The sequence below is a fragment of the Micrococcus sp. iso_239 genome, assembly GCF_056173395.1.
This window is the reverse complement of the sequence record NZ_CM149672.1, coordinates 2,340,242-2,363,845: the sequence shown is the minus strand read 5'-3', so window position 1 is coordinate 2,363,845 and position 23,604 is coordinate 2,340,242. Positions and strand designations below refer to the sequence as shown.

Sequence of the window (23,604 nt, the reverse complement as noted above, 5' to 3'; positions counted from 1 at the left end):
CACCTTCATAGAGTGTGACGCAGATCACGAATGAGCGTGAACCATAAGGAGGAGCGACATGGGTATGAAGCAGCGGATTTCTAAGGTCGGTGCCGGCGTGGCCGTCGCTGGACCGTTGGCCGTCTCCGGTGCGGTGCCAGCGCAGGCGCTGACGGACTCCGGTCGGCAGGACTGCAGCGCAGGACTCCTCCTGTCGGGCACCTACGGCTACTGCTACTACCCGTACTGACTCGCCGGCACCGATGACTTCATTACGCATTCCTGCGACGGCCGCCCTGGTGGCGGCCGTCGCCCTGACCCTCACCGGCTGCGTCGGTCGGGAGTCTGCGGGCCTCGGCGGTTCATCCACGGTCGCCGCTCCCCCCACCGCGACGGCCGAGAAGACCTGGGACGCCTCGCAGTGGGTTCCCACCGAGAGGATCGAACCCCTCCTGACGACGGAGGCGGAGAAGGAGCGCGCCTACCGTGAGCAAGTCGCGCGGCACGCTCAGGGGGCGGGAATGCCCGCGCCGCCTCAGGTGGAGCGCTCCGGGTGGTACGCCACGTCCCTCGAGTCGGACCGCATGGTGTCCACATGCCTGGCCGAGGCCGGGTGGCCGAACTCGGTCGGTCCGACCGGGGGAATTCAGATCGACACCCCACCTGAGTCCCAGAGGTCTGCTTTCGAGGCGGCCTACGTGACCTGCTACGCACAGCACCCGGTGGATCCGAGCTACACCCAGGACTGGACCGATCCGCAGCTCCGCCTCGTCTATGACTACTGGGACCAATACCTCATCCCGTGTCTCGAGGCCTACGGCTACACGGTCGACACCTCCGCGCGCCCCTCCAAAGAGGCATTCGTCTCCGCGTTCTACACTCCAGGCCGCCACCAGTGGTGGCCCTTCGCGGACAGCATGAGGGGCGTGTCGGCAGAACGCCAGGCCGAGGTCGCGCAGACATGCCCGGAGCTTCCGCCGCAGGATGTCTTCTGGGGGTCATCCGGATGAATCGCCCCGCCCGCTGGGCCGCCCTCGTCCTTGCGCTCGTGGCCGTCGCCGCGCTCGCCTTCTGGGCCGGCCGGGTCACGCTCACACCTCCGGCTCAGGCCGAGCAGCGTCCGGCCGCGAGCGCCCTCGTCACCGTCGCCGAGCAGGAGCTCGGCCGTGTCATCACCCTCGGCGTCTCCGTGTCGCGCGAGCAGACGCCGGCGGCGGTGAACGCGCTGACCGGCGTCGTCACCCGGGCCGGAGAGTCCGGCGAGGTGGCTGCCGGGGAGGTGCTGTACGCCGTCGCCCAGAAGCCCGTGCTCGTCCTCCAGGGCGAGCTTCCCCAGTGGCGCCCTCTCGGGGAGGGCACTTCCGGCGACGACGTCGCCGCGTTCCAGCGCATGCTCGCCGCCACCGGCGCGAAGGTGGAGGCCACCGGCACGTGGGACGAGGCCACCGCGGACGCCTGGGACGACTGGCTCACCGAACGCGGCTACCCCGCCGCGGACACCGTGGAGCTCGGCCAGCTCGTGGTCCTCGACGCCCTCCCCGCGCCCCTCAGCGTGGACGCGAAGACCACCGCCGTCGGCACCACCCTCGCCGGCGGCGAGAACGTGGTGGCCCGCCCCGGCGACCAACCGGACTTCGCCCTCGAGGTCAACCAGGAGCAGGCCGCCCTCATCCCGGCCGGCACCCAGGTCACCGTGCCCCACGGCGAACACGAATGGAAGGCCGTCGCCGGCGAGTCCACCTCCGACGAGCAGGGCCTGATCCGCATCACCCTCACCGCCCCGGACGGCGGCGTGGTCTGCGGCGAGGACTGCGACACCCTGCCCGCCGACGCCACCACCTCCCTGCTCTCCCAGGTCAGCGTGGTCCCGCCCGTCTCCGGGCCCGTGGTCCCCGTGTCCGCCCTGCGCACCCAGCCAGACGGCGCCGCGACGGTCACGGTGGTCCGGGACGGCGCCGCGGAGGACCGCACCGTCACCGTCCTCGGCTCCGCCGACGGCCTCGCCGTCGTGGACGGCGTGGACGCCGGCGAGCAGGTGCGCGTGCTGAACGGCACCCGATGACGGGGCCCGCCACCCCGGGCACGCCCGCCGCCCCCGTCGTCCCCGCCGCCCTCGCCGTCGAGGACCTGCGCTTTGCCTACACCCGCGCCGCCGAGGAGCTGTTCGACGGCCTCACCCACGCGTTCACGCCGGGCGCCGTCACCGCCCTCACCGGACCCTCCGGGCGCGGCAAGTCCACCCTCCTGTACGTGCTCGGGCTCATGCTCACGCCCACCTCCGGAGTGGTGCGCCTCGGCGACGTCGACGCCTCCACCCGCCCGGACCGGGAGCGCTCCCGCCTGCGCGCCACCTCCGTGGGATTCGTGTTCCAGGACTCGGAGCTGGACCCGTCCCGCCCCATCCTGGACTCCGTGGTGGAGCCCGGCCTCTACGCCGGGTTGGAGCGCCAGACGCTCGAGGACCGGGCACGGGCGCTGCTCGAGCGCTTCGGCCTCGCCCACCGCGCCGACCACCGGCCCGGGCAGGTCTCCGGCGGGCAGGCGCAGCGGGTGGCCGTGTGCCGCGCCCTCGTGAACGCGCCCGTCGTCGTCCTCGCGGACGAGCCCACGGGCAACCTCGACCCGGACAACGCCGGCCTCGTCATGGACGCCCTCGCCGATGCCGCCGCCGAGGGGCGCACCGTGGTGGTCGCCACCCACGACCCCGCCGTCGTCGCCCGCGCCGACGAGGTGGTGCGGCTGTGAACCGGGAGGACCGCCCATGAACCTGCGCACCCTGCTGCGTGAAGCCGTCACCGCCGCACGCACCTCTCCCGTGCCCTCCGCCCTCGTGCTGCTCGTGGTGGCCGCCATGTGCTTCGCCGCCGTGGCCACCGTGGGCAGGCAGGCCGCCACCGAGGCGGCCGTCGCCGCAGAGCTCTCCGGCCCCGGCGCCCGCGTGCTCACCGTCACCGACACCGGCGGCACCGGTTTCCTCACCGGCGCCACCGCGGCCACCCTCGCCGGACTCGACACCGCCGAGGCCGCCCTCGCCCGGGACTCGCCTATGGACGCCGTGAACACCGGGATCGGCCGGGGCGGCGCCCGCGTGGCCGTGACGAACGTGGTCGGCACCCTGGACCGTGGCATCGAGCTGACCCGCGGCCGCCTGCCCGCCCCCGGCGAGGTGGTGGTCCCCGAGGCCAAGCTCGCCGAGCTCGGCCTCGCCCAGCCCTCCGGAGCGATCGAGGCCACGGACGGCCGCCAGTGGGCCGTCGTCGGGGCGTTTCAGGCCGAGGACCCCTTCCAGGACCTCGACGGCTACGCCCTCACCGTCCCCGCCGCCCCGGACGCCCTCGTGATGCAGCAGGTCCGCGTCCTCGCCGCCGACACCGCCGGCACCCGCGCCATGCAGGAGGCCGCGCTCGCCGTGATCGACCCCGACCCGCGCGCCTCCTCCATCCAGACCGCCCGTGCCCTCTCCGCCGGCAACCAGGTGATCACCGGCGAGCTCGCCGGGCTCGGACGCTCCCTGCTGCTGCTGATCCTCGGAGCCGGCGCGTTCTTCGTGTCCATCGTGGTGCTCGCCGACGTCCTCATCCGCCGCCGCGACCTCGGCCGCCGCCGCACCCTCGGCATCGGCCGCGGAGACCTGATCCTGCTCGTGGCCGTGCGCACCGCCGTGCCTGCGCTGCTGGGCGCCGTGCTGGGCTCCGGAGCCGGGTACGCCGTCGTCGCCGGCCAGGGCGGGACGCTGGGGGTGGACTTCGTGGCGGCGGTGGCCGTGCTGGCCGCCCTCACCGCGCTGCTGGCCAGCCTCGCCCCGGCGGCGTTCGCCGCGTTCCGCGACCCCGTGCGGGTGATGCGGACGGCGTGAGGGGTGGCGGGCGGACCCGCTCACCGGCGGGCACCCCGCCCGCGCACCGCTACCCTCGGGAGCATGCCCGCCTTACCCGCCGCGCCCCCGCCTGCCCTCACGCCGCTCCAGCGGCAGTCCGTCCTGCGCACCCTGCGCAGCCCTCGGCTGCTGGGCACGGAGGTGCTGGCCGCCGTCGTGGTGGCGCTCGCGCTGATCCCGGAGGCCATCGCGTTCTCGATCATCGCGGGCGTGGACCCGCGCGTCGGCCTGTTCGCCTCCTTCACCATGGCGGTGACCACGGCGATCGTGGGCGGCCGGCCCGCCATGATCTCCGCGGCCACGGGGGCGGTGGCGCTCGTCGTCGCACCGCTGTCCCACGCGTACGGGGTGGGGCACCTCCTGGCCGCGATCATCCTCGGCGGCGTCATCCAGATCCTGCTCGGCGTGTTCGGGGTGGCCCGGCTCATGCGGTTCGTCCCGCGCTCGGTGATGGTGGGGTTCGTCAACGCGTTGGCCATCCTCGTGTTCACCTCGCAGCTGCCCGAGCTGATCGGCGTCCCGTGGCTCGTGTACCCGCTCACGGCGTTGGCCCTGGCGATCGTGGTGCTGTTGCCGCGGCTCACCACTGCGGTGCCTGCGACGCTCGTGGCCGTCGTCGTGGTCACCGCCCTGGTGATGGCCGCCGGCCTGGCCGTGCCGCGCGTGGGGGACCGGGGCGCGCTGCCGGATGCGCTGCCCGTGCTCGGCCTGCCGGACGTCCCGCTGACGTGGGAGACCCTCCGGTTGATCCTGCCGTTCAGCGTCGGCATCGCGTTCGTGGGGTTGCTCGAGTCCCTGCTCACCGCGAAGCTCGTGGACGACATCACCGACACCCGCTCGGACAAGACGCGCGAGTCCTGGGGGCAGGGTGTCGCGAACGTGGTCTCGGGGTTGTTCGGCGGCATGGGCGGCTGCGCCGTGGTGGGGCAGACCATGATGAACGTCAAGGCGAACGGCGCCCGCACCCGGATCTCCACGTTCCTCGCGGGCGTGTTCCTGCTGGTGCTCGTGGTGGCCTTCGGCGGCTTCGTGGCGCAGATCCCCATGGCCGCGCTCGTGGGCGTGATGATGTTCGTGGCCGCCGCCACCTTCGATTGGCATTCGGTGCGCCCCGCCACCCTGCGCGCGATGCCGCGCTCGGAGACCGCCGTCATGGTCGTGACCGTGGCGGCCACGGTGCTCACTCACAACCTCGCGATCGGCGTGGGTGTGGGCGTGCTCGCTGCGCTGGTGCTCTTCGCTCAGCGCGTCTCGCGTCTGGTCACGGTGGTCCGCGAGGTCCACGACGACGGCGACGCCGTCACGTATCGCGTGCACGGCGCCCTGTTCTTCGCGTCCTCGAACGACCTCTACTCGCAGTTCGAGTACGCCCTCGACCCGCCGCGCGTCGTGATCGACATGAGTGCCGCGCACGTGTGGGACGCCTCCACTGTGGCCGCGCTCGACTCGGTGCTGACCAAGTACGCCCGGCACGGGATCCACGCCGAGGTGACGGGGCTGAACGAGGCCTCCGCGGCGATGCACGCGCGCCTCACCGGGCGACTCGGCGCCTGAGCCGGCGGGCTCAGGCGGTGACGAACTCCCACTGGTGCCCGTCCGGGTCGACGATCTCGCGGGAGTGCATGCCGGAGTCGGCCATCTCCTCGCGCAGGTCCTCGGGCAGGGGCACCTCGGCGGCGCCGAGCTCGATCGCCCGGTCCGCCAGGGCGTCCACCGCCGCGGCGTCGCCGACGGTCAGCGCCATGAGGGCGGAGTTGGTGGTGAGGCAGTCGGCGATCTCACGGTTGCCGATGAAGTCGGTGTAGTAGCCGGGGCTGAGGTACATCGCGTACGTCGACTCGGTGAGCTCGATGCACACCGAGTGCTCGTCCGAGTAGTCGTCCATCGCGGTGGCGCCCAGGGTCGTCCAGAACTCACGGATCCGCTCGGTGTCCGTCGTCGGGAGGTTGATGAACACCGGCTGGGAGAACAAGGCCATGGGGAGCACCGTAGACGAGGCGTTCGGCCCGCCGCCACCGCGCGCGTGTCGCGGGCGCGCGGGCGTGGCGTGGGCCACGGAGCCGCTCCCGACGACGGCGCCCGCGGCCTGGCGCGTCCGCCCCCGTTGGTAGCGTGGCCGCCATGAGCGTTCCTCCCTCTGGCCCGCCGGCCGGTCCGCCCGCCGGCTGGCCGCCGTCGGGCCGGCCGTCCGCCCGCCGCGCCGCCGTCGCCCCGAGCCTGCACGGGCACCCCGGCGCCCCCGGTGGCGTCCCCGCCGGCTGGCCCGGCCGCCGGCCCGCGGCCCGCCCCGCGCCGGACTGGACCCCGGGTCGGTTCCACTGGGGCGACGCCGTCGTGGTGCTCGTGTACGTGGCGCTCATGGTGCTCGGGCTGGGGCTGTGGCTGGCGGTGTCGCTCGGCCTGGTCCCCGGTGACCTCGAGGCGTTCGACCTGGTCCGCGACGGGTTCACGGTGAACATCGTCAGCTACGCGATCCTCGTGGTGCTCGTGCTGGCCGTGGCCTGGCGCCCGCTCGTGACGTCGCTGCGGGTGTTCCGCACGGGGACGTGGTGGAAGCTGTTGCTGCTGCCCGCCACGTGGCTGGCGTGCATCGTCGTGAACGTGATCGTGCTGAGCCTCATCGGGGAGGCGCAGACCAGCGCCAACCAGGCCGCGCTCGAGGAGATGACCACGCAGGCCCCGCCCGTGCTCATGATCCTCATGACCGTGGTGGCCGCCCCGCTCGTGGAGGAGTACCTGTTCCGCCACCTGCTGATCGGCAAGCTCTCCCGCTGGATCAACGTGTGGGTGTGCGCCGTGGTCTCCGTGCTCGCGTTCACACTCCTGCACTTCCTCGGCACCGGCGGCGACTTCCGGCTCGTGGAGACCGTCCCGTACCTGACCCTCGCGGTGGCGATCACGGTGTCCTACATCCTGATGGGCCGCTCGTTCGGGTACGCGGTGCTGCTGCACATGGTGAACAACGGCATCGCCATCGCGATGCTCTACCTCGTGGCCCCCCTGCTGCCGGACACGCTGCCCGGCCCCACTGCCCCGACCACGGCGCTGGCCCCGCTGCTGGCCCTGCTGGGCTGAGATGGCAGGACCCTCCGGCTCGACGGCGGCGCCCGCCCCGCAGGACGCGCGCGCCCTCACGCGGCGCATCCTCGCGCTCGCGGTCCCCGCGTTCGGCGCGCTCATCGCGGAGCCGCTGTTCCTGCTGGCCGACACCGCGATCATCGGGCACCTGGGCACGGCCCAGCTGGCCGGCGTCGGGATCGGCACCACCATCCTGCACACGCTCACCGGCCTCATGATCTTCCTGGCCTACGCCACCACCCCGGCGGTGGCCCGGCTGATCGGGGCGGGGAACCCGGCCGCCGCGATGGACCGCGGCCGCGACGGCATCTGGCTGGGCCTGCTGCTCGGCGCGGTGCTGGCCGTCCTCGGCTGGCTCGCGGCCCCCGCGCTGACGGCGGCCCTCGGCGCGACGGGCGAGGTGCAGGCCCACGCCGTCGCCTACCTGCGCTGCTCCATGCCGGGGCTGCCGGCCCTGCTGGCCGTGCTCGCGGCCACCGGGGTGCTCCGCGGCCTCCAGGACACCGTGACGCCGCTCGTGGTGGCGGGTGTGGGCTTCGGCGCGAACATCGGGCTGAACGTGGCCCTGGTGTACGGGCTGGGCTGGGGCGTGGCCGGCTCGGCCGTCGGCACGTCCGTGGTGCAGTGGGCGATGCTCGTGACGTACCTGTTCGTGCTGGCCCCGCGCTTCCGCCGCTCGGGCACGGTGTGGGCGCCCCGTGCGTCGGGCATGCGCGCCACGGCCCAGGTGGGCTCGTGGCTGCTGCTGCGCACCGCGAGCCTGCGGGCGGCCATCCTCATCACCGTCATGGCCGCTGCCGGAGCGGGCGACCTCACCCTCGCCGCGCACCAGCTCGTCTTCACGCTGTTCTCCACGCTGGCGTTCGCCCTCGACGCCCTCGCGATCGCCGCGCAGGCCCTGATCGGCGCCGAGCTCGGGGCCGCCCGGCCGGACGCCGCCCGTCGCCTCACCCGGACGATGGTGCGCTGGGGGCTGGGCTTCGGCGTCGTGACCGGGGCCGTGCTGGCCCTGGCGGCACCGGTGCTGCCGGGGCTGTTCACCACGGACCCGACCGTGCAGGCCGCCGCCACCGTGGGCCTGTGGGTGCTGGCCGCCGGGCAGCCGGTGGCCGGCTACGTGTTCGTGCTGGACGGCGTGCTGATCGGCGCCGGCGACGCCCGCTACCTCGCCCTCGCCGGCCTCGTGAACCTCGTGGTCTACGCGCCGGCGCTCTGGGTGCTCGCGCAGCTCGCCACGGGCGGGTTCGGCTGGACCGCGGTCTGGCCCGGACCGAACGCCGCCGTGCCCGACGCCGGTGTGCAGCTGGGCCTGCTCTGGCTCGGCTTCGCGGGGGTCTACATGGGGATGCGGGCGCTCACCCTCGGCTGGCGGGCCCGGCGCGACGACTGGATGCGGCTCGGCGTCGGGTGAGCGCGTCCGGGCGGTGACGCGCGGGCCGGGCCGCGGCCGCACTGCTCCTAGACTGGGGCGGTGGCTACCGTGCAGACCCCCCTCGAGATCTCGTCCGTGGTGTTCAAGCCGATCCTGATCCGCGCCGTGGTGGCGCTGGCGTTCGGTCTGACCACCGTGTTCGTCGCCGAGCCGGGCCTGACGTGGATGAAGGTCATGTTCGCGCTGTACCTGGCGTTCTCCGGTTCGGCGATGTGGGAGTACCTGCGCCGCGACCCGGTGCCCGTGGCCATGCGCTCCCCGCTGTCCCTGGCGGCGGCCGCGTGGATGCTCGGCGTGATCGTGCTGCTGTTCCTGGGGTCCCCGGCGGCGGTGGGCGTGGCGGCCGGCGCCGCCCTCGTGCTCGGCGGCGTCGCCGAGCTCGTGGCGTGGGCCCGCCACCGCCGCGAGTTCATCCCCGCGCGGGACCAGCTGTGGACCGGACTCGTGGGCCTGCTCTCCGGGGGCGGCGTGGTCGTGGCGGCCCTGCAGGGCTTCGGCCCGCACGCCCTGCTCGGCATCGCCGGCGGCGGGGCGATCCTGATCGGGGTGCTCCTGATGGTCTCCGGGCTCGGCTTCCACCACGAGGTGCGCCGCGACCGCGGCACCGCCAAGGGGCTCTGAGTCGACCCGCCGACGCCAGCACGTAGACTGGATCCGGTCCACCGCGCCGTCTCGCCAGCAGCCGCGCCGCCGCGGACCACGCCACCCGAGCCGCCCCCAGCCGTCAGGAGTCCCGCCGTGAGCGCACCGTCCCCCCGCCCGTCCGCCGATCGCGCCGGATCCGGCCGCCCGGCACGCGGCGGTCTGCGCACCACGGTCAAGGGCCCGCTCGTCTTCTCCGCCGTGCTCGGCCTGATCGGCGGGGTGATCGCCGGCATCACGGCCTCCGGCGGCACCCAGAATCCACTGCGCGTCGACATCGCGCTGATCGCCTTCGGCGTCTTCTTCATGACCTCGCTCGTGGTGGTGGCCATGCTGCAGCTCGCCGCGCGCGAGAACCCGGACCACCTCTCCCAGGGCTCCGGCGTGAACCGCTCCTCCGAGGAGATGTTCCGCAAGGCCGCCGCCGAGCGCCGCGCCCAGGCCGCCGCCGAGCGCCGCGAGCAGGGCGGCACCGGAGGCGACGCCCCGCGCGCCTGAGGCCGGCGCCTCAGAACCCGAGGCTGCGTGCCTCCCGCCGCAGCGCGTCCGCCGAGGCGTGCAGCGCCCGCATCTCCGTGGCGTCCAGCTCGGTCTGGATCACGCGGGTCACGCCGCCGCGCCCCACCACGGACGGCAGGGACAGGGCGACGTCCGAGAGCCCGTGGACGCCGTCGAGCACGGTGGAGACCGGCAGAATGGCGTGCTGGTCGCGCAGGATCGCCTCGAGCAGGCGGGTCGTGGCCACGCCGACCGCGTACGTGGTGGCGCCCTTGCCCTGGATCACCTCGTACGCGGCGTGCACCACGGTGTCCGCGACTTCGTCCAGGTCGGCGCGGGTGAACAGCGGGTCGGCCGGCGTCGGCCACTCGAGGAGGGGCGTCGGGCCGATGCGCGCCGAGCTCCACGCGGGGAACTCCGTGTCCCCGTGCTCGCCGAGGATGGCCGCGTGCACCGACGACGCGTGGACCTGCGCCCGCGACGCCAGCAGCCACCGCAGGCGGGACGTGTCCAGCAGGGTGCCCGAGCCGATCACCCGGCCGGCCGGCAGGCCGGTGAGGCGCTGGGCCACCAGCGTGAGGACGTCCACGGGATTGGTGACGAGCACGATCAGCGCGTCCGGCGCGTGCGCCTGCACCTGGGGCAGCAGGCCGCGCAGGATCTCCACGTTGTGCGCGCCGAGGTCGAGGCGGGTCTGCCCCGGCTTCTGCTTGGCGCCGGCCGTGATCACGACGACCTCGCAGCCGGCCAGGACGTCCGGGTCCGCGCCGCCGGTCATCGCGGATGCAGAGGTGAACGGGGTGCCGTGGGCCAGGTCGAGGACCTCGGCGCGGACCTTGGGCTCGTCGATGTCGTAGAGGGCGACCTCGCGGGCGACGCCGCGGATCAGCGCCGCGTAGCAGATCGCGGTGCCGACGCCGCCGGCCCCCACGACGCCGACCTTGCGGTGGGCGGGTCCGAGGGACGCGGGGGTGTGGGCGGGGGTGTGCTCGCTCATGTCTCGCAGGCTAGGGGCGTCCGGCCGGCCGACGGAACCAGAGGCCGCCCCGTCCCCCGATGTTCAGCGGCGGGTCACCTGGCGGGTGGGGCCGGGTCAGTCCTTCTTCTTGTCCGACTTCTTCTTGCGGGCCTTCTTCTCCGCCTTCTTGCGGGCCTTCTTCTCCGCCTTCCTGCGCTCCTTCTTCTCCTTCTTGGTCTCCCGGCGGGGCTCGTCGGCGGCGGCCTCGGAGTCCACGGCGGCCTCGGGCGCCTCGGAGTCCACGACGGCCTCCGGCGCCTCCGCCTCCTCCGGCCCGGCCGGATCCGCCGCGGGGGCGGACTCCGCCGCCTCGGCCAGCCGTGCCCGGTAGGAGCGCACGTGGGTGCGGTTGGCGCAGTTGGCCTCGTCGCAGAACCGCTTGGACCGGTTCCGGCTGGCGTCCACGAGCGCGTTCTCGCAGTCCTCGCCCTCGCACACGCGCAGGCGGGTCAGCTCGCCGTCCATCGCGGTCTCCGCCAGCGCGAGGGCGGCCATCGCGGCCAGCCGCTCCACCGCGTCGGCGGGGACCTGCGCCGGTGCCAGCCCGACGACGTCGCCCCCGGCCGTCAGCCGCAGCGGCCCGGCCGCGGCGAGGAGGGCGTTCACGCGCTCCACGGCGGCCGCCTCGTCCACGGCGGCGAGGGCCCAGACCTCGGCCAGACGGCCGCGGAGTTCGCGGCCACGCACGGCCGCGGCGGCGGCCAGGCGGAGGCGGACCTCGTCCTCCTGGAGTTCAGGGACGAGGGAGGGCAGCTGCGTGGCGGCGGTGAACCGCTCGTCGGCCGGCTGACCGCCCCGCAGTCCGGGGGCGGTGTTCAGGAACGCGGCCAGGGAGGCGAGGCGGGAGAGCGTCGGCGCGGAGAGCATGGGGAAATCGTACGGCGGGCCCGCCCTCCCGTCACCGGCTTCACGCCGCGTATCGGGTCGCCTCCGGCGCCGTCCCGTCCAGTACCCTGACCCCCACGGACCCCGTCTGCACGGCGGGGTGCACCCACGGGGCCGGAGGGGCCCCCGAACCAGCACAGGAGACCTCCATGTCCCAGACCTCCCAGGCGACCGGTCGCCTCTCCGCCGGGCACGTCATCGTCAAGACCCTCGAGTCCCACGGCGTGAAGCGCGTCTACTCCGTGCCGGGCGAGTCCTACCTGGACGTCCTGGACGGCCTGCACGACTCGGGCATCGAGAACGTGGTGTGCCGCCACGAGGGCGGCGCCACGTACATGGCCGAGGCCGACGGCAAGATGAACGTGGTCCCTGGCGTCGCCATGGTGACGCGCGGCCCGGGCGCCGCGAACGCCCACGTCGGCCTGCACACCGCGTGGCAGGACTCGACGGCGCTCGTCCTGTTCGTCGGCCTGATCCCGTTCGAGCACCGCGACCGCGAGGCCTTCCAGGAGTTCGACCCGCACGCCTGGTTCGGCACCGGTGCGAAGCGCGTGATGGTCCTGGACCACCCGGAGCGCGCCTCCGAGATCGTGGCCGAGGCCATGTTCGCCGCCAGCTCGGGCCGGCCCGGGCCCGTCGTCGTCGGCCTGCCGGAGGACGTGATCCGTGAGGAGATCGATGCGCACCTGCACCCGCAGATCCCCGTGGCCTCAGGCGGCATGACCGTGGGGGACTGGAAGTCCCTGCACGCCGCGCTCAAGGAGTCCCGCAAGCCGCTGTTCATCACCGGTGGCAACGACTGGACGGACGAGGGTGCGCAGACCCTGACGACGTGGCTGGAGGAGCACAAGATCCCCGCCGCCGCCGAGTGGCGCACCGAGGGCACCGTGCCGTTCTCCTCGCCGTCCTACGTGGGCCCGATCGGCTACGGCCGCCCGAAGCCGACCTACGACATGCTCGAGGAGACCGACCTCATCGTGTTCGTCGGCACCGTGCCGGGCGACGTCGTGACCAATGGCTTCACCATCCGCCAGAACTGGGACAAGAAGAACTTCCTGGTCACCATCGACCCGTCCCTGCGCGGCCGCTCCGGCCCCGTGTCCCACCAGATCGTGGCCAAGCCGGACGGGTTCATCCGCGACCTCGTCCGCATGGAGCTCGAGGTCAAGCCGGAGTGGGAGGAGTGGACCTCCCGCATGCGCGGCGAGCAGGAGAAGTTCGCGGCCCTGCCCCCGGCCGAGCCGTCCGAGGGCCAGGCGAAGATGGCCACGCTCATGGCCAACCTGGTGCCGAAGCTGCCGAAGGACTCGATGATCTCCCTCGGCGCGGGCGAGCACACCAACTGGGCGCACCGGTACTTCCCGACCGAGGGCTATCGCTCCATGATCTCGGCCCGCAACGGCTCCATGGGCTACTCGGTGCCGGGTGCCGTGGCCGCGTCCCTGAACTTCCCGGACCGCACCGTGGTGACCATCGCCGGCGACGGCGAGTTCCTCATGAACGGCCAGGAGCTGGCGACCGCCGCGCAGTACGGCGCCACGCCCCTCGTGATCGTCATGGACAACCAGGAGTACGGCACCATCCGCACCCACCAGGAGCGCCAGTACCCCGGGCGCGTCTCCGGCACCCAGCTGAAGAACCCCGACTTCGCCGCCATGGCCCAGGCGTTCGGCGGCTTCGGGGTGCGCGTGGAGCGGGACGCGGACGTGCCGGCGGCCGTGGACGCGGCGCTCAAGGCGGTCCAGGAGGAGGGCCGGTTCGCGCTCATCCACCTGATCGTGGAGCAGCGCGTCAAGGCCTACTGAGGCCGGCGGCGCGGTCCCCGCCGTCCCTCCGGTCAGGCCGCCGTCGTGGGGACGTCGAAGCGCAGCTGGGGCACGGGGAAGGGCGCACCGTCGAGGTCCGCCTCGACCCGGTCCCGCAGCACGCCCCCGCACGCACGGATCGTGGCCACGGAGGCGGTGTTCGTCTCGTCGCACGTGAGCAGGGCGGCGGGCACCCCGCGTGCGGCCAGCAGCGTCAGGGCGCCGCGCAGCAGCCGCGCGGCGTGGCCCCGCCGCCGGAACGCGGGGCGCACCGCATAGCCCACGTGTCCGTTGACGTGCCGCAGCGCCTCGTTCAGCTCCCACCGCACGGACACCCGGCCCACCAGCTCACCGTTCTCGTCCACGCCCACGTAGAAGGAGGCGGGCGCGCGGCCGGGCTCGACGTCGCCGCGCGCCTCGGCGGCGAACGCGCGGCGGACCGCGGGGAAGGAGCGGGTGCCGGCCATCAGGAAGTCGAACCCCTCCCGATGCAGCTCGGCGTCCGCCTCGCGCGCCGCGATCTCGTCCGCGGCGCGCAGCGGGCGCAGCAGGAGGCCGTCCACGGTGACGGTGGGGCTGGGGTCCGGGAGCATGTGCCGAGTGTAGGGGGGGTGGACTCCGGGCGCGGCCGCGTGAGCCACCCGCCGCCCCCGCCCTCGTGCTTTCCCCACCCCCGCGCCGTGAGCCAGACGTTTCGGTCGTGATCAGCCCCTGATTGCGGCTGAAACGTCTGGCTCGCGGCACATCCCTCGGTGCACCCTCCGGGCTGCCGCGCCCCCATCACGCCGACCGGGGTGACGTGGATCACGTTCGGGGCTAGGGTGTGGGGACCGACGATCGCCCATCCCCAGGAGGTCGCGATGACCGTGCCGTCCTCGTCGGCGGAGCATGCGCCCGCGCTCGAGGCTCGCCCCGAGATGCCGGGCGAGACCCTGTCCCGCGTCGCCATGACGTCCGCGGCGCTCGAGCTGATCCGCCGACTCCTCCCGATCCATGGCCCGCTCATGTTCCACCAGTCCGGCGGCTGCTGCGACGGGTCCGCGCCCATGTGCTATCCCGCCGGCGACTTCACGACCGGCGCCGCCGACGTCCTGCTGGGCACCTTCGCGCTGCCGGCCGAGGGGGACCAGGCCGCCGTGGAGATCCCGTTCTGGATGTCCGCCGCCCAGTTCGAATACTGGAAGCACACCCACCTCACCCTGGACGTGGTGGACGGGCGCGGCTCCGGCTTCTCCGTCGAGGCCCCCGAGGGCAAGCGGTTCCTGATCCGCTCGCGGTTGATGGCAGGCTCGGGATGAGCTCGACCCTCGCCACCGGCGCCTACCGACGCGCCGTGGACCGGGCCCACGAGTCCCTCGCCGCGGTCCGCCTGTCGCTCGCGCCGTCGTCGCCCACCGCTCCGGCCGGCGCAGACCAGGGCCTGCGCGCCGCCCTGCAGGGGCTGCGGCGAGAGGTCCGTGAGTCCTGGCTGCGCTCCCTCGGCGCCCTCACCCCCGCGGTACCCGGCCAGACCGACCCGGCCACCCTCTCCGACGACGACCTCGCCGCCGCCCGCCGAGACCAGCGCCTCGCCGTGGCCCTGCCGGTGGTCCGCCGCATGCTCATCCACCCCGCGGCCGAGGCCGGGATGCTCGCCGCGATCGGCAACGCGCGCGGCCACCTGCTGTGGGTCGAGGGCGACCGGACCGCGGTGCGCCACGCCGAGACCATGGGCTTCGTGGCGGGCGCCGACTGGTCCGAGGCGTCCATGGGCACCTCCGCCCCCGGCATCGTCCTCGCGACCGGCGCCCCCACGCAGGTCAGCCGCGGCGAGCACCTGAGCCCGCGCGTGCACCCGTGGAGCTGTTCGGCCGTCCCGCTCACGGACCCGGCCACCGGGCGGCTCGTCGGGGTCCTGGACCTCACGGGCGGGGAGGACGCCGTCAGCCACCTCGCCCTGCCGCTGCTCCAGGCCACCGTGGACGCCGTGCACGCCGCCTGGCGGGACCTGCCCGCCCCGTCCCGGGGCCGTCCCCGCGGCACCGCCCCGACGCCGGGCCCCTCGGCTCCGCCGTCCGCCTCGCCGGGGCCGAGCCCCGCCGCCGCGCCGCACCGCCACGACGCCGCCGCGGGCCTGTTGCGCGTCACCGGCCACCTGCCGCCCACGCTGGACGGGGTCGAGCTCACCGGCCGGCACGCCGAGATCCTCACCCTCCTCGCGTGGCACGGCCCGGGCCTGACCGGCGCCGAGCTCGAGGTCGCGCTGTATCCGGAGGAGACCGCCGGGCCCCGGCCCGCGCCGGGCGATTCCCCCGCCCGCGCCATCTCGCTGCGCGCCGAGGTGCATCGACTCCGCCGGGCGCTGCGGGACGTGGGGGCGCCGGTGGCACTGCTGTCCCGGCCGTACCGGCTCGTGGGGGAGGTGCACGCGGACCTGCTGTGCGCGCGGGAGGCGCTGCGCGCCGGGGATCTGGACCGTGCGCTGCACGCGGCGGCCGGGCCGGTGCTGCCGCGGTCGGCGTCCCCCGGTGTCGCCTCGATCCGCGCGGAGCTGGGGGAGGCGCTGCGCGAGGCCGTCGCCCAGGACGCGGATGTCGAACAGCTCTGGGCCTACCTGGGCCGCCCCGAGGCCCGCGACGACGTCGAGCTCTGGGGCGCCGCCCTGCGTCTGCTGCCGGCGGACTCGCCGCGGCGGGCGCTCGCCGTGGCCACGCTCGAGCGGATCGAGCGGGACCTGGCCTGACCCGGCCCGCCCCTCACCCGCGCCCGGCTGCAACCTCCGTGCAACCTCCTTGTGACTAGCGTCACAGCCACGGCAGGGCGCCACCCGGCGCCGAGGCAACCGCAGGCAAAGGAGCCAGCACCATGACCGTCTACGCATTCCCGGGCACCGAGGGAGCCAAGGTCGAGTTCAAGTCCCGCTACGAGCACTTCATCGGAGGAGAGTGGACACCCCCGGTCAAGGGCCAGTACTTCGAGAACGTCACGCCCGTGACGGGCAAGGTGTTCTGCGAGGTCGCCCGCGGCACGGCCGAGGACATCGACGTCGCCCTCGACGCCGCCTGGAAGGCCGCCCCGGCCTGGGGCGCCACCTCGGCGGCCGAGCGGGCGCTCGTGCTGCACCGCATCGCGGAACGCATGGAGGAGAACCTCGAGATGCTGGCGGTCGCGGAGACCTGGGACAACGGCAAGGCCGTCCGGGAGACCCTCAACGCGGACTTGCCGCTGGCCATCGACCACTTCCGGTACTTCGCCGGCGCGATCCGCGCGCAGGAGGGCGGCCTGTCCCAGGTGGACGAGGACACCGTCGCCTATCACTTCCACGAGCCGCTCGGCGTGGTCGGCCAGATCATCCCGTGGAACTTCCCGCTGCTGATGGGGGTGTGGAAGCTGGCGCCCGCGCTGGCCGCGGGCAACGCCGTCGTGATCAAGCCCGCCGAGCAGACCCCGGCCTCGATCATGGTGTTCATCGAGCTGATCGCGGACCTGCTGCCGGCCGGCGTCGTCAACGTGGTCAACGGCTTCGGCCTCGAGGCCGGCAAGCCGCTCGCGCAGTCGCCGCGCATCCGCAAGATCGCGTTCACGGGTGAGACGACGACGGGCCGGCTGATCATGCAGTACGCCTCGGAGAACATCATCCCGGTGACCCTGGAGCTGGGCGGCAAGTCGCCCAACGTCTTCTTCGAGGACGTCATGGCGGACGACGACGCCTACTGGGACAAGGCGCAGGAGGGCTTCACCCTGTTCGCGCTGAACCAGGGCGAGGTCTGCACGTGCCCGTCGCGTGCGCTTGTGCAGGAGTCGATCGCGGAGAAATTCCTCGACGCCGTCGTGGAGCGGACCTCGCGCATCGTCACCGGCAACCCGCTCGACACAGACGTGATGATGGGCGCCCAGGCCTCCAACGACCAGCTCGAGAAGATCACCTCCTACCTGGACATCGGCCGTCAGGAGGGCGCCGAGGTGCTGATCGGCGGCGCCCGCGCCGAGATGGAGGGCGAACTGGCCGGCGGCTACTACGTGCAGCCCACGATCTTCCGCGGGGACAACTCGATGCGCATCTTCCAGGAGGAGATCTTCGGGCCGGTGGTCTCGACGACCACGTTCACCGACTTCGACGACGCCATGCGGATCGCCAACGACACGCTCTACGGGCTCGGCGCCGGCGTGTGGTCCCGGAACGGCAACACCGCCTATCGCGCGGGCCGGGCGATCCAGGCCGGTCGCGTGTGGGTGAACAACTACCACGCCTACCCGGCCCACGCCGCGTTCGGCGGGTACAAGTCCTCCGGCATCGGCCGCGAGAACCACCTGATGATGCTCGACCACTACCAGCAGACCAAGAACCTGCTCGTCTCCTACTCCGAGGACAAGCTCGGGTTCTTCTGAGCCGGTGCCGGCACCGCACGACCCCCCTCCCCATCCCACGAAAGGTGATCCCCCATGACCACGATGAAGGCAGCCGTCGTCACCCAGTTCGGCACAGAGGCCGACGTCCAGGAGGTCGAGCGCCCGACGCCCGGCCAGCACCAAGCGCTCGTGAAGCTCATCTCCTCGGGCGTCTGCCACACGGACCTGCACGCGATGGAGGGTGACTGGCCGGTGAAGCCGACCCCGCCGTTCATCCCGGGCCACGAGGGCGTGGGCATCGTCGAGGAGGTCGGGCCCGACGTCGAGAACCTCAAGGTCGGGGACATGGTCGGCAACGCGTGGCTGTGGGGCGCGTGCGGCCACTGCCAGTACTGCCGCACCGGGTGGGAGACCCTGTGCGAGGAGCAGATCAACGGCGGCTACTCCATGAACGGGTCCTTCGGCGAGTACATGCTCGTGGACGCCCGCTACGCGCCCCTGATCCCCGAGGGCGCGGACCCGATGGAGGTCGGCCCGATCCTGTGCGCCGGCGTCACGGTGTACAAGGGGCTGAAGCAGACCGAGGTGCGGCCCGGGCAGTGGGTCGTGATCTCCGGCATCGGTGGCCTGGGGCACATCGCGGTGCAGTACGCCGTGGCGATGGGCATGCGCGTGGTGGCCGTGGATGTCGCGGACGACAAGCTGGCGCTCGCCTCCCGGCACGGCGCGGAGCTGACCGTGAACGCGAACGTCGCGGACCCCTCCGTGGAGATCCAGGAGAAGATCGGCGGCGCCCACGGCGTGCTCGTCACGGCCGTGCACCCGCAGGCGTTCGGCCAGGCCATCGCGATGACCCGCCGCGGCGGCACCATCGTGTTCAACGGCCTGCCCCCGGGCGACTTCCCCGCGCCGATCTTCGACATCGTCCTCAAGGGCCTGACCATCCGCGGCTCGATCGTGGGCACCCGGCAGGACATGGTCGAGGCACTCGAGTTCTACGAGGCCGGGAAGATCCACCCGACGTTCCACACCCGCCCGCTCACCGAGATCAACGACGTGTTCGACGAGATGCGCCACGGCAAGATCGAGGGCCGCGTCGTCATCGACTACGCGATGCAGGACTGACGTGTCGCCTGGGCGTCGGCTGGGCGCGGGGTAGTATCGACACATCACGCGCACCAGTGCGACGGCGGTCGTCCCGCCCGGAGACCCGGGCCGGGGCGGCCGCCGTCGTCGTAGCGGGGACGGGACGGGCCGCAGCGATTCCGGTGCGCGAGCCTCAGCGGGCCGCGGCCGGGGCGACGCCGTCGCGCAGCCACTCCAGCGTGGCCGGCCAGAAGGCCGGCGCGAACCGCGCGTGGAACAGTCCGAAGTGCCCGATCTCCGCGACACCGAGCTCCTCCGGCCGCACCCGCCAGCGCACCGTCTGCCGACCCGGCGAGTAGGCGTCCGCGCGGTCGAGGGCGGCGTCGGTGCCGAAGTCGTCGTCCACGGGCGCCACGATCAGCGCGTCCGCCGTGAACGCGGCCAGACGACGGCGCAGCTCGTCCCGGCCGGCGCCGGTGCGGGCGCTCGCGGTGAAGTCGCGGCGACTGCGCGCCCAGTCCAGGGCGACCCCGCGCGGCAGGTCCTCGAGCCAGCCGAGCCGCCGCCCCGGGAAGTGCCCGCGGGCCAGCGTGATCGCCGGCATCGCCGCGTGCCACCGCGCCCACATCCGTGCACGCCCCGGCCGCGCCCGGTAGTCCCGCCAGTGGGCGTGCTGCCCGCCGACGGCCACGTGCCGGGCCACATGCCGCGCCTCGTCCGCGAGCCCGATGCCGAACCCGCCGTAGCTGTGGCCCACCGTCAGGAGGGGGCCGGGCAGGCGCGTCCGGGCCCAGCCGAGCACGGCGTCCGCGTCGAGGGCGCCCCAGTCCGCCCACCGCGCCCGCCGCGCCACGGCGAACGGCTCACGGGACTCCCCGACGCCCCGGTAGTCGAACGTGACCGCGTGGAACCCGTGGCCGGCGAGGAACTCCGCGTAGCGCCGGTAGTACGTGGCCTTCACCCCGGTCGCCGAGGCGATCACCACCGCGCCGGCGGGCCGGGCCGGGGGCGTCGTCGTCGTGGGGGCGAAGTGGCGGGCCGCGAGCACGAAGCCGTCGCGGGCGCGGAGGCGCACGGGGGTGGAGGGGGTCTGCGTCACGCCGCCACCCTAGGTGTAGGAGGGCATGACGTTGTTGACTCGGGCCGGTGCCAACGAGGCCGGCGGGGCGTTCCCGCAGGAGGTATGAGGCCGATGGTAGTTGTAGTGGTTCACCCACACGGCCAGCGCCTCACGCCGAGCTGTCTCTGAGGTATACGGGCGGGCGTAGAGGACCTCATCGACCATCAGCCGGTTGTACCTCTCCACCTTCCCGTTATGGCGCGGGGTGTAGGGGCGGATCCGGTGGTGCCGGCCCCCGAGCGAGACCACCTTGGCGGTGAAGTCCGCAGCCCGGTAGTTGTTTCCGTTGTCCGTGATCACCCGGTCCACGGTGATGCCGTGGGCGGCGAAGAACGCCCTCGCCCGGCAGTAGAAGCTCACGGTCGTGGCCGCCCGCTCGTCCTCCAACGCCTCGGTGTAGGCCAGCCGGGTGAACCCGTCGATCGCCGAGTGCAGATAGGTGTACCCGACCCGCCGGCCAGGCCCGCGCTTGGAAGCACGGCCTGCTTCACTTTCACGTCCGTGGGTGCGCCAGCCGCCCCCGTCTGGGATCTTCCCGATCTTCTTCACGTCCAGGTGCACCATGTGCCCCGGCCCTCTCGCGGTGATCTTCTGGGGTCGTTGGCGCAGGTCTTCTCCGGCCGGGGTCAGGTCCCGTAGGCGGGAGATCCCGAGTCGGTGCAGCCACCGTCCCACGGTACGAAGACACACCCGGTGGCCCTCGGAGACGAGGTAGTGATGGATGCGCCGTGCGGACCACTTGCGCTCCCGCCGCAGGGCGTGGATCTGGGCGACCAAGACCGGATCGAGCTGGGCAGGTGAACGGTGCGGCCGGCTGGGCAGGTCCTGAAGGCCGGCTTCTCCCTGGGCGCGGTAGCGGGCGACCCAAGTGGCCACCGTGGGCCGGCTCACCCGGAACTCGGCGGCCACGTGCGCCTGCGGGATCCCGTCGTGCAGGTGGCGGTGGACCATCCTGAGACGGCCGGTGGGAGTCAGGGGTGCGTTAGCGTGAGTCATGAGCGGGTCTCTTCTGGCAGGTCGGTGGTGTAGGAACTTCCATCCTGCGGGAGAGGCCCACTCGTCTCATCTCAGCCCGGTACCCATGTCAAGAACCTCATGACCCACAACACCTAGGCGCGGGGCGGCGCGACCTGCGACACAGACCTGCGACACAATGGGCCCATGACTGAGACCCCCCAGAGCTCGTCCGGCCAGAGCCGGGACGAGATCCTCGCCCGCCTCGAGGAGATCTACGCGAACGACCCCGCGGTGCGCGAGCACGGCGTCACCCTCGGCGAGGTGGCCGAGGGGCGCGTGGTGCTGCACCGCGACGTCACCGCGGACATGGTGAACTCCCACGAGATCTGCCACGGCGGCTTCCTGTTCCACCTCGCGGACTCGGCGCTGGCGTACTGCGTGGCGACCTTCGGCGCCGCCCCCGTCACCCGGCGCGCCGAGATCACCTACGTGGCGCCCGCCAGGCTCGGCGCGCACCTCGTGGCGACCGCCCGCCAGTCGGTGGAGTTCGGCCGCGACCGCATGATCGAGGTCGGCATCGAGGCGGACGGCCAGCTCGTCGCCTGGTTCACCGGCCACTCCACGAGCCCGCGGGTGCACGCGTGAGCGCCGGGCAGGACGCGACGACGGCCGGGCCGGTCGTCGAGTCGGTGGAGCTGCACGTGGCCGCGGGGGCGGAGGCGGCGTTCGAGGCCGCCGTCGCCGAGGCCGAGCCGCTGTTCCGGGACAAGGGCGCGACGTCCTTCGCGCTGTCCCGGCAGGTGGAGGACCCGGCGCGCTACCGGCTGCTGATCGGCTGGCGCACGCTCGAGGACCACACCGTGGCCTTCCGCGAGTCCGACGCGTTCCTCGCGTGGCGGGCGCTCGTCACCCCGCACCTGGCGCAGCCGCCGGCCGCGACCCACTGGTCCGCCGTCTGACCCCCGCGCCCCCCGCTCTCGTTCGGGAAACGGCGGTCCCCGGCGCGTTTTCGTTCGAGAAACGGCGCGAGGGCCGACCGTTTCCCGAACGAAAGTGCCCGACACGCCGCCGTTTCCCGAACGAAAGTGCCGACTGAGACGCGGTCGGTTCAGAGGTGACGGCCGGCCAACCGCGTGAGGCTCGACTGGATGCCCCGCCCGTTGTCCGCCGGCACCCGCAGCAGCTCGTACGCGCGGCGCACGGCCGGCCGGGCCCACGAGTAGTCGAAGGTCTCGGTGACCTCGGTGGTGCCGTCCCCGTTGTCCCGGAACGCCCAGCGCCACCGGTGTCCGCCCGGGTGGGCCCACTCCACGAGCTCGTCCTCGTCCACGGCGGTGGCGGTCAGCGTCATCGTGTACGGCACCCCGTACTTTCGCATGGCCACGCGGAACCGGTCGCCCACGGCCAGCCGGTGCGGCCCGCTCACCTTCGGCCGCACGGTCCCGGATCCGTCCGCCTCGTGATGGCGGTGCGGGTCCGCGAGCATCGCCCACAGCTCGTGCGCCGGCGCGGCCACGGTGACCCGGTAGGACACCTGGTGCTCGCCGGTCTCCACGCGCTCGGGCCACGCCGCCTGCGGGGCGGCCTGCGGCAGCCCGGACGACGACGGCGCGGCGGCGGACTCGGTCTCGGGGGTGGCGGACGAGGGGGTCGGCTCGGTGCTCATGCCGCCCAGTCTAGGAACCGCCGCGGACACCGGAAGCGGAGGCGACGGCACCCCTCGGCGGGACACCACAGGACTCTTGCCGGGGGCCCGCCCCGGGCCTAGGTGTTGTGGGTCATGAGGTTCTTGCCACGGGGTACGGGCTGAGATGAGACGAGTGGGCCTCTCCCGCAGGATGGAAGTTCCTCAACAACCCACCTGCCCGAAAAGACCCACTCATGACTCACGCTAACGCACCCCTGACCCCGACCGGCCGTCTCAGGATGGTCCACCGCCACCTGCACGACGGGATCCCGCAGGCGCACGTGGCCGCCGAGTTCCGGGTGAGCCGGCCCACGGTGGCCACCTGGGTGGCCCGCTACCGCGCCGAGGGAGAAGCCGGCCTTCAGGACCTGCCCAGCCGGCCGCACCGTTCACCTGCCCAGCTCGATCCGGTCCTGGTCGCCCAGATCCACGCCCTGCGGCGGGAGCGCAAGTGGTCCGCACGGCGCATCCATCACCACCTCGTCTCCGAGGGCCACCGGGTGTGTCTTCGTACCGTGGGACGGTGGCTGCACCGACTCGGGATCTCCCGCCTACGGGACCTGACCCCGGCCGGAGAAGACCTGCGCCAACGACCACAGAAGATCACCGCGAGAGGGCCGGGGCACATGGTGCACCTGGACGTGAAGAAAATCGGGCGCATCCCTGAAGGGGGAGGCTGGCGCGCCCACGGAAGAGACAGTGAGGCAGGGCGTGCTTCCAAGCGGGGGTCTGGCCAGCGGGTCGGCTACACCTACCTGCACTCGGCGATCGACGGGTACACCCGCCTGGCGTACACCGAGGCGTTGGAGGACGAGAAGGCGGTGACCACGATCGGGTTCTTCTGCCGGGCGAGGGCGTTCTTCGCCGCCCACGGCATCACCGTGGACCGGGTGATCACGGACAACGGCAACAACTACCGGGCCGTGGACTTCACCCGGAAGGTGGTCTCGCTCGGGGGCCGGCATCACCGGATCCGCCCCTACACCCCGCGTCACAACGGGAAGGTCGAACGTTACAACCGGCTGATGGTCGATGAGGTCCTCTACGCCCGCCCCTACACCTCAGAGCGGGCTCGGCGTGAGGCCCTTCAGGTGTGGGTGAATCACTACAACTACCATCGGCCGCATACCTCCTGCGGAGATGCTCCACCGGCCTCGTTGGCCCCGGTGCGTGTCAACAACGTCATGCCCTCCTACACCTAGGGTCAGGTC

Annotated in this window: 25 protein-coding genes; 18 read left to right on the top strand and 7 right to left on the bottom strand. The window is 73.1% G+C overall.

Annotated elements, in window-relative coordinates; genetic code table 11:
- Positions 1-58: 58 nt before the first annotated feature.
- From AC0VX2_RS11060 to AC0VX2_RS11035, 6 genes are all read left to right on the top strand, one after another.
- A complete protein-coding gene (locus AC0VX2_RS11060; protein ID WP_020621742.1) occupies positions 59-229 on the top strand; it encodes a hypothetical protein in 171 nt (56 codons plus the stop codon).
- A gap of 13 nt (positions 230-242) precedes the next feature.
- Positions 243-989 carry a hypothetical protein gene (locus tag AC0VX2_RS11055; RefSeq protein WP_227717954.1) on the top strand — a complete coding sequence of 249 codons (747 nt, stop codon included), beginning with the start codon at positions 243-245 and terminating at the stop codon, positions 987-989.
- On the top strand, positions 986-2,041 hold the full coding sequence (locus tag AC0VX2_RS11050) for a hypothetical protein (protein WP_020621740.1): 1,056 nt from the start codon (positions 986-988) through the stop codon (positions 2,039-2,041). Before AC0VX2_RS11055 ends, AC0VX2_RS11050 begins: the two co-directional genes overlap by 4 nt.
- A complete protein-coding gene (locus AC0VX2_RS11045) occupies positions 2,038-2,724 on the top strand; it encodes an ABC transporter ATP-binding protein (RefSeq protein ID WP_020621739.1) in 687 nt (228 codons plus the stop codon). Before AC0VX2_RS11050 ends, AC0VX2_RS11045 begins: the two co-directional genes overlap by 4 nt.
- A 16-nt stretch (positions 2,725-2,740) precedes the next feature.
- On the top strand, positions 2,741-3,835 hold the full coding sequence (locus AC0VX2_RS11040) for a permease (protein ID WP_475432588.1): 1,095 nt from the start codon (positions 2,741-2,743) through the stop codon (positions 3,833-3,835).
- A gap of 63 nt (positions 3,836-3,898) precedes the next feature.
- Positions 3,899-5,410, top strand: a complete 1,512-nt coding sequence (locus tag AC0VX2_RS11035; protein WP_020621737.1) for a SulP family inorganic anion transporter — start codon at positions 3,899-3,901, stop codon at positions 5,408-5,410.
- Positions 5,411-5,420: 10 nt separating this feature from the next.
- Here the strand turns inward: AC0VX2_RS11035 and AC0VX2_RS11030 are convergent, their stop codons facing one another.
- Entirely contained in the window at positions 5,421-5,834 is a 414-nt protein-coding gene (locus AC0VX2_RS11030) for a VOC family protein (RefSeq protein WP_020621736.1), read from the bottom strand.
- 143 nt (positions 5,835-5,977) lie between these two features.
- Here AC0VX2_RS11030 and AC0VX2_RS11025 point away from each other — a divergent pair, with 143 nt between their 5' ends.
- The 4 genes from AC0VX2_RS11025 to AC0VX2_RS11010 all read left to right on the top strand — a co-directional run bounded on the left by AC0VX2_RS11025 (position 5,978) and on the right by AC0VX2_RS11010 (position 9,506).
- Positions 5,978-6,931, top strand: a complete 954-nt coding sequence (locus AC0VX2_RS11025) for a CPBP family intramembrane glutamic endopeptidase (protein ID WP_036317511.1) — start codon at positions 5,978-5,980, stop codon at positions 6,929-6,931.
- Position 6,932: 1 nt separating this feature from the next.
- A complete protein-coding gene (locus tag AC0VX2_RS11020; RefSeq protein ID WP_020621734.1) occupies positions 6,933-8,345 on the top strand; it encodes an MATE family efflux transporter in 1,413 nt (470 codons plus the stop codon).
- Between the two features lie 60 nt (positions 8,346-8,405).
- Positions 8,406-8,987: a hypothetical protein gene (locus AC0VX2_RS11015; protein ID WP_043276001.1), complete on the top strand. Its 582-nt coding sequence runs from the start codon at positions 8,406-8,408 to the stop codon at positions 8,985-8,987.
- Positions 8,988-9,104: 117 nt separating this feature from the next.
- Entirely contained in the window at positions 9,105-9,506 is a 402-nt protein-coding gene (locus tag AC0VX2_RS11010; RefSeq protein WP_020621732.1) for a hypothetical protein, read from the top strand.
- 10 nt (positions 9,507-9,516) lie between these two features.
- On the opposite strand, the gene AC0VX2_RS11005 is transcribed toward AC0VX2_RS11010, so the two are convergent.
- Entirely contained in the window at positions 9,517-10,503 is a 987-nt protein-coding gene (locus AC0VX2_RS11005) for an L-lactate dehydrogenase (RefSeq protein ID WP_020621731.1), read from the bottom strand.
- Positions 10,504-10,599: 96 nt separating this feature from the next.
- Positions 10,600-11,391, bottom strand: a complete 792-nt coding sequence (locus tag AC0VX2_RS11000; protein WP_036341617.1) for a CGNR zinc finger domain-containing protein — start codon at positions 11,389-11,391, stop codon at positions 10,600-10,602.
- A 167-nt stretch (positions 11,392-11,558) separates the two neighbouring features.
- On the opposite strand from AC0VX2_RS11000, the gene AC0VX2_RS10995 reads away from it, so the two are divergent.
- A complete protein-coding gene (locus tag AC0VX2_RS10995) occupies positions 11,559-13,214 on the top strand; it encodes a thiamine pyrophosphate-dependent enzyme (RefSeq protein WP_036341620.1) in 1,656 nt (551 codons plus the stop codon).
- Between the two features lie 32 nt (positions 13,215-13,246).
- On the opposite strand, the gene AC0VX2_RS10990 is transcribed toward AC0VX2_RS10995, so the two are convergent.
- Positions 13,247-13,807, bottom strand: a complete 561-nt coding sequence (locus AC0VX2_RS10990) for a GNAT family N-acetyltransferase (RefSeq protein WP_036341622.1) — start codon at positions 13,805-13,807, stop codon at positions 13,247-13,249.
- Positions 13,808-14,074: 267 nt separating this feature from the next.
- On the opposite strand from AC0VX2_RS10990, the gene AC0VX2_RS10985 reads away from it, so the two are divergent.
- The 4 genes from AC0VX2_RS10985 to adhP all read left to right on the top strand — a co-directional run bounded on the left by AC0VX2_RS10985 (position 14,075) and on the right by adhP (position 18,668).
- Positions 14,075-14,512, top strand: a complete 438-nt coding sequence (locus tag AC0VX2_RS10985) for a DUF779 domain-containing protein (protein ID WP_010079970.1) — start codon at positions 14,075-14,077, stop codon at positions 14,510-14,512.
- Positions 14,509-15,936: a helix-turn-helix domain-containing protein gene (locus AC0VX2_RS10980; RefSeq protein ID WP_036316757.1), complete on the top strand. Its 1,428-nt coding sequence runs from the start codon at positions 14,509-14,511 to the stop codon at positions 15,934-15,936. Before AC0VX2_RS10985 ends, AC0VX2_RS10980 begins: the two co-directional genes overlap by 4 nt.
- A gap of 122 nt (positions 15,937-16,058) precedes the next feature.
- Positions 16,059-17,582, top strand: a complete 1,524-nt coding sequence (exaC, locus tag AC0VX2_RS10975; protein ID WP_070708862.1) for an acetaldehyde dehydrogenase ExaC — start codon at positions 16,059-16,061, stop codon at positions 17,580-17,582.
- A 54-nt stretch (positions 17,583-17,636) separates the two neighbouring features.
- Positions 17,637-18,668 carry an alcohol dehydrogenase AdhP gene (gene adhP / locus AC0VX2_RS10970; RefSeq protein WP_070708863.1) on the top strand — a complete coding sequence of 344 codons (1,032 nt, stop codon included), beginning with the start codon at positions 17,637-17,639 and terminating at the stop codon, positions 18,666-18,668.
- A gap of 154 nt (positions 18,669-18,822) precedes the next feature.
- Here adhP and AC0VX2_RS10965 read toward each other — a convergent pair whose 3' ends face one another.
- Both AC0VX2_RS10965 and AC0VX2_RS10960 read right to left on the bottom strand, forming a co-directional pair.
- A complete protein-coding gene (locus AC0VX2_RS10965; protein WP_020624651.1) occupies positions 18,823-19,728 on the bottom strand; it encodes an alpha/beta hydrolase family protein in 906 nt (301 codons plus the stop codon).
- A gap of 9 nt (positions 19,729-19,737) precedes the next feature.
- Complete coding sequence (locus AC0VX2_RS10960) at positions 19,738-20,745, bottom strand: IS481 family transposase (RefSeq protein ID WP_043279157.1); 1,008 nt, start codon at positions 20,743-20,745, stop codon at positions 19,738-19,740.
- Between the two features lie 165 nt (positions 20,746-20,910).
- On the opposite strand from AC0VX2_RS10960, the gene AC0VX2_RS10955 reads away from it, so the two are divergent.
- Positions 20,911-21,351 carry a hotdog fold thioesterase gene (locus tag AC0VX2_RS10955; RefSeq protein WP_020624653.1) on the top strand — a complete coding sequence of 147 codons (441 nt, stop codon included), beginning with the start codon at positions 20,911-20,913 and terminating at the stop codon, positions 21,349-21,351.
- Positions 21,348-21,665: a putative quinol monooxygenase gene (locus AC0VX2_RS10950; RefSeq protein WP_020624654.1), complete on the top strand. Its 318-nt coding sequence runs from the start codon at positions 21,348-21,350 to the stop codon at positions 21,663-21,665. The genes AC0VX2_RS10955 and AC0VX2_RS10950 overlap by 4 nt, the downstream gene beginning before the upstream one ends.
- Positions 21,666-21,814: 149 nt before the next feature.
- Here the strand turns inward: AC0VX2_RS10950 and AC0VX2_RS10945 are convergent, their stop codons facing one another.
- On the bottom strand, positions 21,815-22,372 hold the full coding sequence (locus AC0VX2_RS10945; RefSeq protein WP_020624655.1) for an SRPBCC family protein: 558 nt from the start codon (positions 22,370-22,372) through the stop codon (positions 21,815-21,817).
- A gap of 215 nt (positions 22,373-22,587) precedes the next feature.
- On the opposite strand from AC0VX2_RS10945, the gene AC0VX2_RS10940 reads away from it, so the two are divergent.
- Positions 22,588-23,595, top strand: a complete 1,008-nt coding sequence (locus AC0VX2_RS10940; RefSeq protein ID WP_101965873.1) for an IS481 family transposase — start codon at positions 22,588-22,590, stop codon at positions 23,593-23,595.
- Positions 23,596-23,604: the final 9 nt, after the last annotated feature.

Bases quoted from the DNA above. Each gene is read 5' to 3' on its own strand.
- AC0VX2_RS11060 (WP_020621742.1), top strand. From the start codon at position 59: ATGGGTATGAAGCAGCGGATTTCTAAGGTCGGTGCCGGCGTGGCCGTC.
- AC0VX2_RS11020 (WP_020621734.1), top strand. From the start codon at position 6,933: ATGGCAGGACCCTCCGGCTCGACGGCGGCGCCCGCCCCGCAGGACGCG.
- AC0VX2_RS10955 (WP_020624653.1), top strand. From the start codon at position 20,911: ATGACTGAGACCCCCCAGAGCTCGTCCGGCCAGAGCCGGGACGAGATC.
- AC0VX2_RS11035 (WP_020621737.1), top strand. From the start codon at position 3,899: ATGCCCGCCTTACCCGCCGCGCCCCCGCCTGCCCTCACGCCGCTCCAG.
- AC0VX2_RS11000 (WP_036341617.1), bottom strand. From the start codon at position 11,391: ATGCTCTCCGCGCCGACGCTCTCCCGCCTCGCCTCCCTGGCCGCGTTC.
- AC0VX2_RS10945 (WP_020624655.1), bottom strand. From the start codon at position 22,372: ATGAGCACCGAGCCGACCCCCTCGTCCGCCACCCCCGAGACCGAGTCC.
- AC0VX2_RS11050 (WP_020621740.1), top strand. From the start codon at position 986: ATGAATCGCCCCGCCCGCTGGGCCGCCCTCGTCCTTGCGCTCGTGGCC.
- AC0VX2_RS11025 (WP_036317511.1), top strand. From the start codon at position 5,978: ATGAGCGTTCCTCCCTCTGGCCCGCCGGCCGGTCCGCCCGCCGGCTGG.
- AC0VX2_RS11055 (WP_227717954.1), top strand. From the start codon at position 243: ATGACTTCATTACGCATTCCTGCGACGGCCGCCCTGGTGGCGGCCGTC.
- AC0VX2_RS10995 (WP_036341620.1), top strand. From the start codon at position 11,559: ATGTCCCAGACCTCCCAGGCGACCGGTCGCCTCTCCGCCGGGCACGTC.
- adhP (WP_070708863.1), top strand. From the start codon at position 17,637: ATGACCACGATGAAGGCAGCCGTCGTCACCCAGTTCGGCACAGAGGCC.
- AC0VX2_RS11045 (WP_020621739.1), top strand. From the start codon at position 2,038: ATGACGGGGCCCGCCACCCCGGGCACGCCCGCCGCCCCCGTCGTCCCC.
- AC0VX2_RS10960 (WP_043279157.1), bottom strand. From the start codon at position 20,745: ATGACTCACGCTAACGCACCCCTGACTCCCACCGGCCGTCTCAGGATG.
- AC0VX2_RS11030 (WP_020621736.1), bottom strand. From the start codon at position 5,834: ATGGCCTTGTTCTCCCAGCCGGTGTTCATCAACCTCCCGACGACGGAC.
- AC0VX2_RS10985 (WP_010079970.1), top strand. From the start codon at position 14,075: ATGACCGTGCCGTCCTCGTCGGCGGAGCATGCGCCCGCGCTCGAGGCT.
- AC0VX2_RS11040 (WP_475432588.1), top strand. From the start codon at position 2,741: ATGAACCTGCGCACCCTGCTGCGTGAAGCCGTCACCGCCGCACGCACC.
- AC0VX2_RS10940 (WP_101965873.1), top strand. From the start codon at position 22,588: ATGACTCACGCTAACGCACCCCTGACCCCGACCGGCCGTCTCAGGATG.
- exaC (WP_070708862.1), top strand. From the start codon at position 16,059: ATGACCGTCTACGCATTCCCGGGCACCGAGGGAGCCAAGGTCGAGTTC.
- AC0VX2_RS11005 (WP_020621731.1), bottom strand. From the start codon at position 10,503: ATGAGCGAGCACACCCCCGCCCACACCCCCGCGTCCCTCGGACCCGCC.
- AC0VX2_RS10990 (WP_036341622.1), bottom strand. From the start codon at position 13,807: ATGCTCCCGGACCCCAGCCCCACCGTCACCGTGGACGGCCTCCTGCTG.
- AC0VX2_RS10980 (WP_036316757.1), top strand. From the start codon at position 14,509: ATGAGCTCGACCCTCGCCACCGGCGCCTACCGACGCGCCGTGGACCGG.